The 15,793-nt window shown below is 37.8% G+C and carries 15 protein-coding genes; 11 read left to right on the top strand and 4 right to left on the bottom strand.

The window, feature by feature from the left end:
• The first annotated feature begins 90 nt into the window (after positions 1-90).
• On the top strand, positions 91-1,548 hold the full coding sequence (locus AB3M96_RS14915; RefSeq protein ID WP_412968501.1) for an aldehyde dehydrogenase family protein: 1,458 nt from the start codon (positions 91-93) through the stop codon (positions 1,546-1,548).
• A gap of 17 nt (positions 1,549-1,565) precedes the next feature.
• Entirely contained in the window at positions 1,566-2,945 is a 1,380-nt protein-coding gene (locus tag AB3M96_RS14910; protein ID WP_412968419.1) for a putrescine aminotransferase, read from the top strand.
• 128 nt (positions 2,946-3,073) lie between these two features.
• On the opposite strand, the gene AB3M96_RS14905 is transcribed toward AB3M96_RS14910, so the two are convergent.
• Both AB3M96_RS14905 and aguA read right to left on the bottom strand, forming a co-directional pair.
• Complete coding sequence (locus AB3M96_RS14905; protein ID WP_412968418.1) at positions 3,074-3,946, bottom strand: carbon-nitrogen hydrolase; 873 nt, start codon at positions 3,944-3,946, stop codon at positions 3,074-3,076.
• An 18-nt stretch (positions 3,947-3,964) separates the two neighbouring features.
• Positions 3,965-5,062 (bottom strand): agmatine deiminase, encoded by a 1,098-nt coding sequence (gene aguA / locus AB3M96_RS14900; RefSeq protein ID WP_412968500.1) that lies wholly within the window; start codon positions 5,060-5,062, stop codon positions 3,965-3,967.
• Between the two features lie 289 nt (positions 5,063-5,351).
• Between aguA and AB3M96_RS14895 the strand changes: the two genes are divergently transcribed.
• From AB3M96_RS14895 to AB3M96_RS14880, 4 genes are all read left to right on the top strand, one after another.
• The gene (locus tag AB3M96_RS14895; protein ID WP_412968417.1) at positions 5,352-5,597 is read left to right on the top strand and encodes a biotin/lipoyl attachment domain-containing protein; all 246 of its coding nucleotides are present in this window, start codon (positions 5,352-5,354) and stop codon (positions 5,595-5,597) included.
• A 126-nt stretch (positions 5,598-5,723) separates the two neighbouring features.
• Positions 5,724-7,841, top strand: coding sequence for a sigma 54-interacting transcriptional regulator (locus AB3M96_RS14890; RefSeq protein WP_412968416.1), 2,118 nt, complete (start codon positions 5,724-5,726; stop codon positions 7,839-7,841).
• Positions 7,842-7,966: 125 nt separating this feature from the next.
• Positions 7,967-9,322, top strand: a complete 1,356-nt coding sequence (gene gabT / locus AB3M96_RS14885) for a 4-aminobutyrate--2-oxoglutarate transaminase (protein WP_412968415.1) — start codon at positions 7,967-7,969, stop codon at positions 9,320-9,322.
• Between the two features lie 47 nt (positions 9,323-9,369).
• A complete protein-coding gene (locus AB3M96_RS14880) occupies positions 9,370-10,785 on the top strand; it encodes an NAD-dependent succinate-semialdehyde dehydrogenase (RefSeq protein WP_412968499.1) in 1,416 nt (471 codons plus the stop codon).
• An 86-nt stretch (positions 10,786-10,871) separates the two neighbouring features.
• On the opposite strand, the gene AB3M96_RS14875 is transcribed toward AB3M96_RS14880, so the two are convergent.
• Positions 10,872-11,039 carry a hypothetical protein gene (locus AB3M96_RS14875; RefSeq protein ID WP_412968414.1) on the bottom strand — a complete coding sequence of 56 codons (168 nt, stop codon included), beginning with the start codon at positions 11,037-11,039 and terminating at the stop codon, positions 10,872-10,874.
• A gap of 193 nt (positions 11,040-11,232) precedes the next feature.
• Between AB3M96_RS14875 and AB3M96_RS14870 the strand changes: the two genes are divergently transcribed.
• The 5 genes from AB3M96_RS14870 (at position 11,233) to AB3M96_RS14850 (ending at position 14,948) form a co-directional block, all read left to right on the top strand.
• The gene (locus AB3M96_RS14870; protein ID WP_412968413.1) at positions 11,233-11,700 is read left to right on the top strand and encodes an NUDIX hydrolase; all 468 of its coding nucleotides are present in this window, start codon (positions 11,233-11,235) and stop codon (positions 11,698-11,700) included.
• An 18-nt stretch (positions 11,701-11,718) separates the two neighbouring features.
• Positions 11,719-12,609 carry an RNase adapter RapZ gene (rapZ, locus tag AB3M96_RS14865; RefSeq protein ID WP_412968412.1) on the top strand — a complete coding sequence of 297 codons (891 nt, stop codon included), beginning with the start codon at positions 11,719-11,721 and terminating at the stop codon, positions 12,607-12,609.
• Positions 12,609-13,571, top strand: coding sequence for a gluconeogenesis factor YvcK family protein (locus tag AB3M96_RS14860; RefSeq protein WP_412968411.1), 963 nt, complete (start codon positions 12,609-12,611; stop codon positions 13,569-13,571). Before rapZ ends, AB3M96_RS14860 begins: the two co-directional genes overlap by 1 nt.
• Positions 13,572-13,600: 29 nt before the next feature.
• Positions 13,601-14,542: a DNA-binding protein WhiA gene (gene whiA / locus AB3M96_RS14855; protein WP_412968410.1), complete on the top strand. Its 942-nt coding sequence runs from the start codon at positions 13,601-13,603 to the stop codon at positions 14,540-14,542.
• A 148-nt stretch (positions 14,543-14,690) separates the two neighbouring features.
• A complete protein-coding gene (locus AB3M96_RS14850) occupies positions 14,691-14,948 on the top strand; it encodes an HPr family phosphocarrier protein (RefSeq protein WP_412968409.1) in 258 nt (85 codons plus the stop codon).
• A 44-nt stretch (positions 14,949-14,992) separates the two neighbouring features.
• On the opposite strand, the gene clpP is transcribed toward AB3M96_RS14850, so the two are convergent.
• The gene (gene clpP, locus AB3M96_RS14845) at positions 14,993-15,583 is read right to left on the bottom strand and encodes an ATP-dependent Clp endopeptidase proteolytic subunit ClpP (RefSeq protein WP_412968408.1); all 591 of its coding nucleotides are present in this window, start codon (positions 15,581-15,583) and stop codon (positions 14,993-14,995) included.
• Positions 15,584-15,793: the final 210 nt, after the last annotated feature.

Genomic DNA, 15,793 nt, shown 5'->3' with positions numbered 1-15,793 from the left:
AAACCTTTACTTTACGAACTTGGCACAGATTTTGCATTATATCTGTTTGAGAATAAATAAAGGGGAGGATAAAAATTGCAGAAGCTAAGAATGTTTATAAATGGCGAATGGGTAGAAGCACAAAGCAAAAAGACCCGTTCAATTGTAAATCCTGCAAATGGGAAAGTCATAGCCGAGGCGGCAGAAGGCGATGCTGAGGACGCACGTATAGCAATCGATGTTGCTCGACAAGCTTTTGACTCAGGCATTTGGTCTGACCTGCCTGCTGCTGAAAGAGCATCCTACTTATTTAAAATCGCAGATAAGCTTGAAGAACGTGCGGACGAAATTAGTAAGCTTGAAACGGAAGATAACGGGAAACCCCATAGAGAGACTGAATTTGATGTAGCTGATGCAGTAGCATGCTTTCGATATTATGCTGGTTTAGTGACAAAACCAGATGGCCAAACCTATCATGTTTCAGATCCAATGCAAGCAATGGTTGTACGTGAGCCTGTGGGGGTTTGTGGACTAATCGTTCCTTGGAACTATCCGCTTCTTATGGGAGTATGGAAAATCGCACCGGCACTGGCAGCGGGGAATACAATTGTATTTAAACCTTCAGAGGTAACACCTGTTACATCTATAAAATTATTTGAAATTATCCAAGAGGTAGGTATTCCTGCTGGGGTAGCTAACATGGTCATGGGAGCGGGACCGACAGTCGGTAATGAGATAGCAGAAAGCCATAAAGTTGATAAGGTTTCATTTACTGGTGGGACTGCAACTGGTAGAAGCATTATGAAGGCTGCTGCAGGTAACATAAAAAAGATTTCACTAGAACTAGGAGGTAAGTCTCCAAATATTGTCTTTGCAGATGCTGATTTCGAAACAGCGGTTGACTATGCCCTATTTGGAATATTTTCAAATGCAGGTCAAGTGTGTTCAGCGGGATCTAGGCTTTTATTGGAAGAAAGTATTTATGACAATTTCATTAATAGTTTGGTAGAAAGGGCTAAGAAAATCCGTGTTGGTCCTGGCGATGATCCAAATACAGAAATGGGTGCACTCGTAAGTCAACAGCATATGGAAAAAGTTCTTTCTTACATTCAAATTGGTAAAGACGAAGGAGCAAAGTTAGTTTGTGGTGGCAGCAGAATTACTACAAATGGTCTTGAAAATGGATATTTTGTAGAACCAACAATCTTTGTTGATACAACTCCAGAAATGAGAATTGTTCAGGAAGAAATTTTTGGACCGGTCCTTGCTGTACAAAAATTCAAGGATGAAGCAGAGGCGATTGAGCTTGCAAATAATACCGCGTATGGACTAGCGGCAGGTGTCTTCACTCAGGATGGAGCAAAGGCACTTCGTGTCATTAAAAAAATTCGAGCAGGTATTACATGGATTAATACGTACCACCCAACTTACAATGAAGCACCATGGGGTGGTTATAAGCAAAGCGGAATTGGACGTGGCCTAGGAACATTTGGCTTTGATGAATTTACAGAGATTAAACAGATAAATATCAATTTACAGGTCGAACCATCGGGTTGGTTTGAAAACTAAACATAAGGAGAGAAAAAATGAGTGTAGAGATTACAAACGAAAGCTTGGTAAAAAAGGATTATTCACAGGTTAACGGGTATATAAAAAAGGTGTTATCGATAATTGAAAAGGAAAGTATTACGAAAGAAGAAGCTGAATGGATTACACGCGAAACGGTAGATGGATTTAGGGAGCATGTTAATCCAGGATTCCTTGATTACCGAAAAACAGTAACGAAGGATAAGCAATTCGCAGCTGTTGAATGGTCGGATTCAGGATCCTGCTTTAAAGATGTGAATGGGAAGGAATATATTGACTGCTTAGGTGGCTTCGGAATTTATAATGTAGGACACAGAAATCCCAAAGTCGTAAAAGCTGTAACTGACCAGCTTAACCGACAGGCTCTTCATAGTCAGGACCTTCTTGATCCTTTACGAGCAATGCTTGCAAAGATTTTGGCTGATATTACACCTGGGGACTTAAAATACTCATTCTTTGTCAATAGTGGAACTGAAAGCGTTGAGGCGGCTCTTAAACTTGCAAAAATGCATAGTGATAGAACTACCTTTATTGCTACAACAAGAGCCTTTCACGGAAAAAGTTTGGGCTCACTTTCGGCAACAGCTAAGGGAGTATTTAGAAAACCGTTTCTCCCAATGATTCCAGGCTTTCGTCATGTACCATTTGGGGATATTGATATGATGAGGAAAACTTTTGAATCATGTGCTCTAGTTGGCGAAGATGTAAACTCAGTTATTCTAGAACCTATTCAAGGTGAAGGTGGTGTAGTGCTACCTCCGGATGGCTATTTAAAAGAGGTTCGGGAGCTTTGTAATGAATTTGGAGCATTGCTCATTTTTGACGAAGTGCAAACAGGTATGGGGCGTACGGGAACTATGTTTGCAGCAGAAGGATATGGCGTTGTACCGGATATCCTTTGTTTGGCAAAAGCGTTCGGCGGTGGTGTAATGCCGGCGGGTGCTGTTGTAGCTACTGAGGAGGTATTCAGCAGTTTATTCCCGAATCCATTTATGCATACCACTACCTTTGGTGGAAACCCTTTAGCATGTGCTGCAGCAATAGCAACAATTGATATATTACTTGAAGAAAAGCTACCCCAACGGTCAGCTGAGGTTGGTGAATATATGTTAGAAAAGCTTCAGGAGGTTGGTCACGACTTTCCTGAACAAGTATTAGAGATTCGAGGAAAAGGACTGTTAATTGGTGTTGAGTTCCACACAGATGAAATTGGCTTTGAGGTTTCGAAAGGACTCTTTGATAATGGAGTATTAGTTGCAGGGACGCTTGTAAACTCAAAGACATTCCGTATCGAGCCACCATTAACAATTTCGATTGAGGAAGTTGATCAGGTTGTGGCTACGTTTAGGAAAGTGCTTGAAATACTAGATAAAGAGTAAGTATAAGGAAGCAGTGGATATTCCACTGCTTTTTCAATCTACCTTACCTTTTACATAATTGGTAAGGGAAACAAAAATATCCCGGTGACCACAGTGGTCTTCGGGATATTTTATAAGTATTTTACTAGTTATTTCAAGACTCGTTTCAACAGTTCCCCATAACTATCAGGTCTTCGATCGCGATGAAACTGAAGAATGTTACGTGCCTTTGTAATTTCTGAAAGGTCAAGCTCCGCTAGTATGATTTCGTCTTCTTTTGTTTTTGCTTCTTCAATAACTGTTCCCCAAGGATTACTAATAAAGCTCCGTCCATAAAACTCCATATATCCTTCCTTACTATCCTCACGTCCTACTCGATTCACTGCTGCAATGAAAAGATTATTATGGATACCATGCGCACGAATGGCATCCATCCAAGTTTGGGAAGTGTCAAGTTCAGGGTTATCTGGTTCAGAGCCAATTGCTGATGGATAAAAAATAACATCAGCCCCTTTTAAAGCTAAAATTCGAGATGGTTCTGGGAACCACTCATCCCAGCAAATTAAAACTCCTATTGTTCCAAATTTCGTTTCAAATACAGGATAACCCGTATCACCTTCAGTAAAGTAATATTTTTCGATATATTGAGGACCTTCAGGTATATGGTGCTTACGATATTTTCCTAGATTTGTTCCATCGGCATCAAACACTACAACAGTATTAAAATACATACCATCTATCACATACTCATAAAGCGATGTAATAATGACGACTCCTAACTCACGGGCTAAATTTTGCATGATAGTTGTGGTAGGTCCTGGAATAGGCTCTGCCCATTCATATTTAGTTACATCAATTGTTTGTGGAAAGTACATCCCTGTAAAAAGTTCTTGTGTGCATATAATTTTCGCCCCTTGATTCGCAGCCGCTTTTACCATTTCAACAGCCTTTTCTAAATTATAGTGACGGTCCTCAGTACAGCTATGTTGCAGTAAAGCAATTTTTAATTTACCTTTGCTCATATGATCAGTCCTTTCCTCTTATGGTCGCGGTTGCTGCTGGGTAATGCAGTGAATATTTCCGCCACCTAAAGCAATTTCCCTTGTATTTATTTGAATGACTTCTCTTTCAGGGAAAAGCTCTTGTATTTTGTTAAAAGCAATCTTGTCAAAAGGATCTCCGAACGCAGGGATAATAACGCCGCCATTGCAAATGTAACAATTTATATACGTACAAGCTAGTTTTGTTCCTGGTTTGCGGCCGTAACTATGGCGTGCAATATCAATACCGTCACTATCCTTATTTGTCATTTCAATTTGATTTGGAATATGAATTTTATGAATCTCCAGTTTTCGCCCTTTCGCGTCTGTTTCCTTTTGTAGACGTTCGTATGCTTCAGCAAGTACTTCATACTGTGGATCAGTTTTATCATCTGTCCAGCTTATTGCAACTACACCAGGTCTTACGAAAAAAACAACTTCATCTACATGTCCATCAGTCTCATCGTAAAGCATCCCACTTTTTAGCCAGATAATTTTATCGATAGAAAGATAAGACTTTATTTTTTCTTCAATTTCTTCCTTGGTAAGCAGTGGATTACGATTTTTATTAAGTAGGCATTGTTCTGTTGTTATAAGGGTACCTTCCCCATCTACTGTGATTGAACCGCCTTCTAAAATAAAATCACGGGCATCGTATCTGTCAATTTGCTCTATTTCTAATACCTTTTGTTTGACCAGATTATCTAAATTCCATGGAAAGTATAGGCCGTTTTCAAGCCCACCCCAAGCATTAAAACCCCAGTCAATACCGCGTATCGCACCTTGGTCATTTTTAACAAAGGTTGGCCCGATATCTCTCATCCATGCATCATTAGAGGAGATTTCAACAACTCTAATCTGCTTTGGAAGTATTTCTCGAACATGTTCGTACTGATTTGAGGAGACACCAATTGTGACTGGTTCAAATTTTGAAATAGCAATCGCTACCTCAGCAAAAGCCTTTTGAGCAGGTTTTGCACCTAGTCTCCACGTATCTGTTCTTTCTGGCCATAGCATCCAGGTTGCTTTATGAGGTTCAAATTCACCAGGCATTCTATATCCATCATTTCTTGGCGAATTCGTTAACGCATCTACCATTGTGTTACCTCCAATGACTGTGTGATCATTTATCCTCACCAATCTAATAACCTCCTACTATAATTCTCTAAATATACTCATGCAAAATTCATACCAAATATACAGATAGTTACAATGAATATCGTATGTACACCACATTATGTAAAACAGAATAAGTTATGCACTTCTGAATAATATTGATATCTCTTAAAAGGAAAACCGAATATAAACCCATACTGTACGGGGTTCCATATTGGCACATAATTTGCATAAGTTTTACTACAAAGGAAATGAGGGAGGAAGTGAATGAGTGGAACACCATGAAATAGTTACAAGCCCCTACCATGGGGTAATTAAGGAAATTCCAATAAAGGAGAAATCAAAGATAGGTGAGCGGGAACCACTCTTTATTATTCAAACGTTGAATGGTGAAAACAAAGCAATCACTGTTGGAATCAATGGAAGAGTACATTCGATAGAGGTCCAAATAGGCGACGAAGTCATTCCAGGTATGGTATTAACATACATAAAGGATGATTCAATTGTTTTGGAATGAAAAATACGAATTGTACGCATTAGAGAAGGTAAAATCTTCTCTTTTTTTATTTTTTTGATTTGTTAAAAAATTGCAATTATTAATGATATAATATAAATAATCAATAGAAAAGGGGGATTGTAGTCATTGTTTTCTATTAATCAAAGACTAGTCAAACCACTAGTATGTGTTGATATCGAGGAGCTTGAAAATGAAACAGTAACATCATTTATACCAGAAGTCCAAGAACCTTACCTTTTTCTGAAACAAAATAATACCATTATTGGCTATCTCCCAATACATGCTTATAAAACGGGAGCATCAGTTCAAGAGGTCACGAAAAGTTTAATCCCTATCAATAATATCTCTCAGTTCAGCAAGAACATTTCGCTTCCTGGAATTTTTCAAATGATTGGAGAACCCTTTGCTTTAACAAGGGATGAGAAAGGCGAGTTGTGCGGATATATTTTAAGAGAAGATGTATTAGCAGAACTATTTAGACAAGGTAATCAAAACATTGACCTTTTAAAAGTAATTCTAACCTCGATTCCAATGGGAATCCTTGTCGTTGACCGTGAGAAAAATATCGTCTCCTACAATGATTCAGCATTAAAAATGATAAAAATGGCCCCAGAGAACATCCTACATAAATCCGCAGATGAAATCTTCGCAAAAGAACATATCGAAAATGTGTTTAGGACTGGATCTACAGTTTTAAACCAGCTTCAGATTACTACAACAATGAGTGTATTAGTTGATTTTAGTCCAATATACACACCAGAAAACCAAGTTGATGGAATGATTATTATTGTTCAAGATTTGCCAATGGTTGAAGAGATGGCAAATGAAATAGAATATATAAAGGATTTGAATAATGACCTGCATGCAATACTTTCGAGCATCTATGATGAAATACTTGTTGTAAATGCAAAAGGAGAATTAATTCGTTTTAGTGATACTGAAATCTCTCAGTTTTGGGGAGTCGAACTAAAGAGTTTGCTAGGAAAAAATATTATTGAACTTGAACAAAAAGGCTTATTTAGTCCTTCTGTAACACGGCTTGTCTTAGAAAAAAAGAAAAAAGTATCCGTGGTACAGGAAACAAAGGCAGGAAAAAAAATCCTTGCTGTTGGAAAGCCAATCTTTGATGAGAATGGGGATTTATCTCGGATCATCATTGCTTCAAGGGATATTACAGAAACAACTAAATTAAAAAATGAATTACGCCATATGAGAGAGATTACTGACCAATATAAACGTGAATTAGATGATATGAAAACAAAGGATTTATTTTATAAAAAATTGATATATTGCAGTACTAAAATGGAGCAGATTATGACACAGGTGAAGAAAATCGCCGACTTTTCCTCGACCGTACTCATTTATGGTGAATCGGGAGTTGGGAAAGAGGTAATTGCCCAAGCGATTCACCAGTTTGGAAAACGTTCCAAGAAGCCTTTCCTTAAGTTAAACTGTGGAGCAATACCAGAAAACTTACTCGAAAGTGAATTGTTTGGTTATAGCAAGGGAGCTTTTACAGGTGCAGAGAGAAATGGAAAAGAAGGTTATTTTAAACAAGCTGATGGTGGCGTGCTATTTCTGGACGAAATTGGAGAAATGCCGTTACATCTTCAAGTAAAGCTTCTTCGCGTTCTTCAAGAACAAGAGGTAATCCCTATAGGAAGCACAAAACCTATTAAAGTAGATGTCCAAATCATTGCAGCAACAAATAAAAACCTAGAGAAGATGGTTGAGAAAAGGGAATTTCGAGAAGATTTATTTTATCGGTTAAATGTCATTCCGATACATATACCGCCGTTACGTGAGAGGTCAGAGGATATTCCATTATTAGCTTTTCACTTTATTCAACAATTGAATGAAAGATACAATCGAAACTACCATCTAACACCTGATGCTCTTAATCTATTAGAGGTCCATTCATGGCCGGGCAATATTCGTGAACTCCAAAATATGATTGAACGCTTAGTGGTCTCAGCTGATGATGAAGCAATCGATGCTGAATTTGTTAATAGATTCCTTCTTTTAGGAAGTGAATTGAAAAAGACCAAGCCGATTGTTACGAAGATTTTACCTCTTCAGGAAGCATTAGATTCGGTGGAAGAGCAGCTTATATTAATGGCAATGAAACATTATAAAACCACTACAAAGGCAGCAAAGGCACTTGGAATTAGTCAATCATCAGTAAGTAGAAAGTATCAGAAACTTATGGCCGAACAGCAAAATAACTTTGAAAATGTTTTTTAACATTAAACAATAAAAACTACTGACACTAAAAATAGGTCAGTAGTTTTTGTCGTTCAGTTCTTTTTTGGCATAAATATTGCTAGATATATATTATTGAACAATTGCTAAGAAAGGATGATCGTATAATGAGTTTTGCATCAATTCATACAAATGTACCTGGTACAAAATCAGAAGAATTATTAGAAAGAAGGAAACAAGCTGTACCGAAAGGAGTCAGTTTTGGTACTCCGCTATTTGCACAATCAGCAGAAGGTGCACTTATTAAAGATGTTGATGGTAACACATTCATTGACTTTGTTGGAGCAATTGGAACGATTAACGTGGGACATTGTCATCCGAAAGTAAAAAAAGCATTACATGAACAGGTCGATCAATTCATTCATACGGGGTTTAATATTATGATGTATGAAGCTTATATCGAATTGGCTGAAAAACTAGCAAAACTGGCACCTGGTGGCCATGATAAAAAAGTTCTGCTTCAAAATAGCGGGGCTGAGGCAGTTGAAAATGCGGTAAAAATAGCAAGAAAATATAGCAAAAGACAAGGAATAGTATCCTTTTCTAAAGGCTTTCATGGCAGAACTTTGCTCACTATGACAATGACAAGTAAGGTGAAGCCATATAAATATGAGTTTGGTCCGTTTGCACCTGAAATCTATAAAGCTCCATATCCTTACCATTATCGCCGACCTGAAGGACTATCAATCGAACAATACGAGGACTTTATGGTTGAAGAATTTCGGAATTTCTTAATCACAGAGGTAGCACCAGAAACAATAGCGGCAGTTGTTATGGAGCCAGTTCAAGGAGAAGGCGGCTTTATTGTTCCAGGAAAGAAGTTTGTTCAAGGAGTTTATCAAATCTGTAAAGAGCACGGTATCTTATTTATTGCAGATGAAATTCAAACAGGTTTTTCACGAACAGGCCGTTATTTTGCGATTGATCATTTTGATGTAATCCCTGATATGATTACTGTTTCTAAGTCATTAGGAGCCGGTTTCCCAATCAGTGGTGTTATTGGACGAAGTGAAATTATGGATCAGTCCGATCCCGGGGAGCTAGGAGGTACATATAGTGGAAGTCCTTTGGGATGCAAAGCTGCTCTGGCTGTAATTGATATTATTGAAGAGGAAAATTTGAACGCAAGAGCTGAAAAAATTGGTAAACTGGTTATGGAAAAGTTTCAGCATCTATATGATAAGTATGAATGTGTTGGTGATATTCGTGGACTCGGAGCAATGTGTGCTATTGAAATCGTAGAGGACCGAAAATCAAAGCTTCCAGCAAAGGGACTTACAAATGAAATTATTAAGGAAGCTAACCAGCGTGGGCTTTTGTTACTAAGTGCAGGAGTTTATAGTAACGTTCTCCGACTTCTTATGCCAATCGTCATAACGGATGAGCAGCTCTTTGAAGGGCTTGCAATATTAGAACAATCAATAGAAGTAGTTTTATCAAAACAAAAGATTAATAGTCAATAAGAATGGAAAATAAAAACAAAGGAGGCTTATTTATGCCAACTCATTTTATGTATATTAACGGAGAAAAAGTAGGTAGTACATCTGGAGAAGAAATTGAAATAATTAATCCTGCAACAAAAAAGGTCATTGCAACTGTTCCAAGAGGAGGAAGAGATGATGCGAAAAAAGCAGTAGATGCAGCGCATGCAGCTTTTAAGGAGTGGGCAGCTAAAACGGCGAATGAACGCGGGCAATTACTGATGAAGTGGTATCAGTTAGTCGATGAACATAAAGAAGAGCTTGGGCGTTTGATGACTGAGGAACAAGGAAAGCCATTGAAGGAAGCGATAGGGGAAATTATGTATGCCAATAGCTTTATCTCCTGGTACGCAGAAGAAGGAAAACGAATCTATGGAGAAACAATCCCGGCTTCTCATCCAAATAAAAGAATTCTAGTTCATAAGCAACCGGTAGGGGTAATTGCGGCGATAACTCCTTGGAATTTCCCTGCGGCAATGATTACAAGAAAGGTAGGACCTGCACTTGCAGCTGGATGTACTGCTGTAGTGAAACCGGCCTCACAAACACCGTTAACTGCTATTCGACTAGCAGAACTAGCAGGTGAAGCAGGTATTCCTAAGGGTGTTATTAATGTTGTTACGGGTAATGCTCGTGCAATAGGTGATAGCTGGCTTGAAGATAATCGTGTTAGAAAAATAACGTTCACTGGTTCTACAGAGATTGGTAAGCTTTTAATGAAGGGTGCTGCAGATACAGTTAAGAAAATCTCCCTTGAACTTGGAGGACACGCGCCGTTCATTGTGATGGACGATGCAAATCTGGACAAAGCAGTTGAAGGGGTTGTAGGTTCAAAGTTTAGAAATGCAGGGCAAACGTGCATCTGCACAAACCGAATTTATGTTCATGAATCTGTTGCTGATTCTTTCCAGGAAAAATTCCAAAAGGCTGTTGCGGGTCTACAGGTAGGTAACGGTTTAGACGAAGGTATTGATATCGGTCCATTAATTGATCAGGCAGCACTTGAAAAAGTAACAGAACATATTGAAGATGCAGTTTCAAAAGGCGCTGGTATTATGTATGGAGGAAACAGACTTCACGACCAAGAAGGTTATTACCACGAACCAACTGTTCTTGTGAATGTTACTGATGAAATGCTCTGTATGAAAGAGGAAACCTTTGGTCCACTTGCACCAATCACTACATTTAGAACAGAAGAAGAAGCAATACAACGAGCAAACAACTCACAATATGGCCTGGCTGCATATGTATTTACTGAGAATATCGGAAAAGCGATACGTATTTCTGAACAACTTGAGTATGGAATTGTCGGCCTCAATGACGGCCTACCTTCTGTTGCCCAGGCACCATTTGGTGGGTTCAAAGAAAGTGGCTTAGGAAGAGAAGGCGGTCACTACGGAATTGATGAATATATAGAAGTGAAATACATTTCAATTGCTTTTTAAGACTGAAAGTAAATTACATTTAAAAAATATAATGTCCAAACAAATTCTATAGACATTTTGCACCATTTTCAAAGGGGTTAAAAGACCTATAAATCAATTGTTTCAAGGCTTTGAGAGGCAATTGTAAACGCCAGCCTATTTTCGTAATTTGTATTTAACCCTGTTGTAACACGAGTGAAATATTCTTCCAGTATTATAAAGATAGTAATTGACCCCCTTTTTATAAAATAGATTTCTTTTGGGCACAGATACATCCTCTGTGCCCCCTTTTTTTGCCTCTTAGAAAAAATCCTTTTTCATATTTCAACCCTTATTTACATATGTAAGATACGACAATGCCATAGAATAAAATAAGAAAATCTTGTTCGTTGTGACTACCTTTGAGAAATAGTATAATAATAACAATAGAATGCTTACAAACGGTCGTTACGTGCAAGCCGACTTGGGGTGAATAGTGTGCAGAGAGTTACTAACTGCGTGTTACGGAAAGATAATAAAGTTTTATTGTTACAAAAACCACGACGTGGGTGGTGGGTTGCCCCTGGTGGCAAGATGGAAATCGGTGAATCTATCCGGGATTCGTGTATTCGAGAATATCGGGAAGAAACCGGTATTTACTTAAAAAATCCAAACATAAAGGGTATTTTTACTTTTATCATAAAAGATGGAGACAAAATCACCTCCGAGTGGATGATGTTTTCCTTTTTAGCAACAGAATATGAAGGTGAAAATGTAGATGAATGTGAGGAAGGTATTCTTCAATGGCATGATGTTACAGATATCTCATCCTTACCAATGGCACCTGGAGACTTTCACATTTTAGATTATGTGTTGAAAGGTTCAGGAATCATATATGGTACATTTACATACACACCTGATTTTGAATTATTGTCATATCGGTTAGATCCGAGTTAGGAGTAAGGGGGAGAAAGAATGAGTACAGGCTCAACTAGTGAAATTCAATTAGTCATTATAACAGGTATGTCTGGTGCGGGAAAAACAGTTGCGATTCAAAGCTTTGAAGATTTAGGCTACTTTTGTGTAGATAATCTGCCACCAACCTTACTACCTAAGTTTTTGGAACTTATGAAAGAATCAGGTGGCAAAATGAATAAAGTAGCACTCGTTATGGATCTGCGAGGTAGAGAATTTTTTGATAGCTTATTCGAATCACTTGATGATCTATCTGAAAAATCTTGGATTACACCACAAATCCTTTTCCTAGACGCGAAGGACTCTACGCTTGTTACTAGATACAAGGAAACAAGACGTTCCCATCCGCTGGCTCCAACGGGTTCACCTTTAGAAGGTATTCAAAATGAAAGAGAAATACTTGATGAATTAAAGGGTAGAGCGCAATACATTTATGATACATCTGATTTAAAACCTCGCGATCTTCGAGAAAAAATACTAAAGCAATTTGCTTCACATTCCCGTCCAACATTTTCAGTGAATGTGATGTCGTTTGGATTTAAGTATGGAATTCCGATTGATGCTGACCTGGTTTTTGACGTTAGATTCCTGCCTAATCCTCATTACATTGAAGCAATGAGACCTAAAACAGGGTTAGATGAAGATGTCTCAAGCTATGTATTAAAATGGAATGAGACAAATAAATTTATTGAAAAAGTTACTGATTTACTAACATTTATGCTTCCTCAATATAAACGTGAAGGTAAAAGCCAGCTTGTTATAGGGATTGGATGTACTGGTGGTCAACATCGTTCAGTTACTCTTGCTGAATACTTTGCAAATTATTTCAAGGGTGAATATGAAACCCACGTATCCCACCGAGATATTGAAAGGCGAAAGGAAAGAAAGTGATGTCTGAACCTAAACAACCTAAGATTGTCATCATCGGTGGTGGAACAGGACTTTCTGTTCTTTTACGTGGGTTGAAATTTCAACCAGTTGATATCACTGCAATCGTAACGGTTGCAGATGACGGTGGCAGTTCTGGTAGACTACGAGATGAAATGGATATCCCACCACCAGGAGATATACGTAATGTATTAGCAGCACTTTCTGATGTAGAACCGCTTATTGAAGATCTATTTCAACATCGGTTCGCTGGAGGAAATGGATTATCCGGTCATTCTTTAGGAAATCTAATTTTGGCTGCCATGACAACAATAACTGGAGATTTTGTTCACGCAATCGGTGAGATGAGCAAGGTGTTAAAAGTAAGAGGAAAAGTACTCCCAGCTGCTAACAAGAGTGTTGTTCTACATGCTGAAATGGAGGATGGCTCTGTTGTCTCTGGTGAATCAAAGATCCCTTATTCCGGAAAAAGAATTAAGCGAGTATTTTTAACTCCTGACGATATTGAACCTTTGTCTGAAACGATTAACGCCATTCGACAGGCAGACCTGCTTGTCCTAGGGCCAGGAAGTTTATATACAAGTATCTTGCCAAACCTCCTTGTTCCGAAAATTGGAGAAGAGGTAAAGAAGGCAAAGGCCAAGAAAATTTATATTTGTAACGTGATGACTCAAGCGGGGGAGACCTTAGACTTCACAGCAAGCGATCATGTTCAAGCTCTATATGATCATATGGGGCTCGCGTTTATAAATACAATTCTTGTAAATGATGAAGAAGTTCCAGAACATATTAAAGAAAAATATGCCAAGGAATTAGCAAAGCCTGTGTATTACGATACAGAAAGGCTATCTGCTATGGGGCTAACCATTATTCATGATAAAATTATTTCATATGAAGATGGAGTTATTCGACACGATACCACTAAGGTGGCGTCGTTGTTATATGACTTGCTGCCCAAAAAATAAATGTCTGTTATAAAAAGGGGGGAGAAGCTGTGTCATTTGCATCAGAGACCAAAAAAGAATTAACAAACTTAGACATAAAGGATTGCTGTACAAAAGCTGAACTTTCTGCTTTAATCCGAATGAATGGCGCACTTTCCTTTTCCAATCAAAAAGTAGTAGTTGATATACAAACAGAAAACGCTGCTATTGCGAGAAGAATTTATACTTTACTTAAAAAATGCTACAATGTAGGAGTAGAGTTGTTAGTTCGTAAAAAAATGAGGTTAAAGAAAAACAATGTATACATTGTACGTTTAATTGAAAATGCCAGAGGTATTTTAGAAGATTTAAAGATTTTCGAAGGCTTTTCGTTACGTCAGGAAATCTCATCCGATTTGCTTACGAAAAAATGCTGTAAACGTTCATACTTAAGAGGTGCATTTCTTGCCGGTGGGTCAGTAAACAATCCAGAAACGTCATCATATCATCTTGAAATCTATTCCTCTTATAAGGAGCACAATGATTCTCTTTGCGAGTTAATGAATATCTTTGACCTAAATGCCAAAACATTAGAGCGCAAAAAAGGATATATCACTTATTTAAAAGAGGCAGAAAAGATTACTGAATTTCTAAACGTAATCGGAGCACACCAGGCATTACTTCGCTTTGAAGATGTGCGTATCGTTCGCGATATGAGAAACTCAGTAAACCGATTAGTGAATTGTGAAACTGCGAACTTAAATAAAACAATTGGTGCTTCTATTAGACAGGTAGAAAATATTCGTTATATCGATGAAACAGTTGGTTTAGGAATATTACCTGATAAACTACGTGAAATTGCTGAATTACGAGTTGCCTACCAAGATGTAACGCTTAAAGAACTTGGTGAAATGGTTTCATCGGGGAAAATCAGTAAGTCAGGAATCAATCACCGTTTGCGAAAAATTGACGAGATTGCAGAAAAGCTACGTTCTGGACAACTAAGCTATTAAGCTTAGTCTCTTTTTTACAATAAATTAAAACGCTATCATAAAAAAGAAATGAAACCTTAACGGTGTTATATACGTATACAAGGAAACACTCTAAGTTTACAAAAAACAAACCACAAGAAAAGCTTGAGAAAAACGAGGAGGAAGAAAAATGGTTGAGAAAAAGGTGGAAGTTGGTTTAAGGACTGGTTTACAAGCACGTCCGGCAGCATTATTTGTTCAAGAAGCAAATAAATTCAATGCTGATATCTTCTTAGAAAAAGACGGAAAAAAGGTAAACGCTAAAAGCATCATGGGGTTAATGAGTTTAGCAGTCAGCTCAGGTTCATCTGTTACATTAATAGCAGAAGGTCATGATGAAGAAGCAGCAGTTGAAGCTTTAACTGCATTTGTTCAAAAAGAAGCATAAGAAAATCCTCTCACGAATAAGAGTGAGAGGATTTTTTGTTGCTATTACTTATTATCTGTTGGGAACATTACTTTATCAATTAAACCATATTCAAGTGCTTTTTCAGCAGTCATGAAGTTATCACGATCAGTATCTTTTTCGATAACTTCTAATGGTTGACCTGTACGATCAGCTAAGATACGATTTAATTTATCACGTAAGAAAAGAATACGCTTTGCAGCAATTTCAATTTCAGTTGCTTGCCCTTGAGCACCGCCAAGTGGTTGGTGAATCATCACTTCACTGTTTGGTAGTGCAAAACGTTTACCCTTTTCACCAGCAGCTAATAGGAATGCACCCATTGAAGCAGCCATACCGATACAAATGGTTGATACTTTTGGTTTAATGAATTGCATTGTATCGTAGATTGCCATACCAGCTGTGATAGATCCACCTGGGCTGTTAATGTATATAGAAATATCTTTTTCAGAATCCTCAGCCGCTAAGAATAATAACTGAGAAACGATTGAGTTTGCAACATTATCATCAATTGCACTTCCTAGCATGATGATACGGTCTTTTAAAAGACGTGAGTAAATGTCATATGCGCGCTCTCCGCGATTTGTTTGTTCAATGACTGTAGGTATTAAGTTCATTATTACTTCCTCCCTTATCCTTTATATGTCAAAATTAACTTACTATGTATTTCCATCATACAATTAAGGTCAGTAAAGGTCAAACATTTCGCTTTACTAAAATTATTCTATTCAATATCTTCTAATCCAATGATAACTGATATACGGAAAAGAAAAAAATCATACGTATTCCATCATACCCTTATCTTATGGATTTAAAACATGCAACTT

The sequence above is a fragment of the Ferdinandcohnia jepli genome, assembly GCF_047246645.1.
GTDB lineage: Bacteria > Bacillota > Bacilli > Bacillales > Bacillaceae_L > Ferdinandcohnia.
This window is presented reverse-complemented; position numbering and strand designations above follow the sequence as displayed.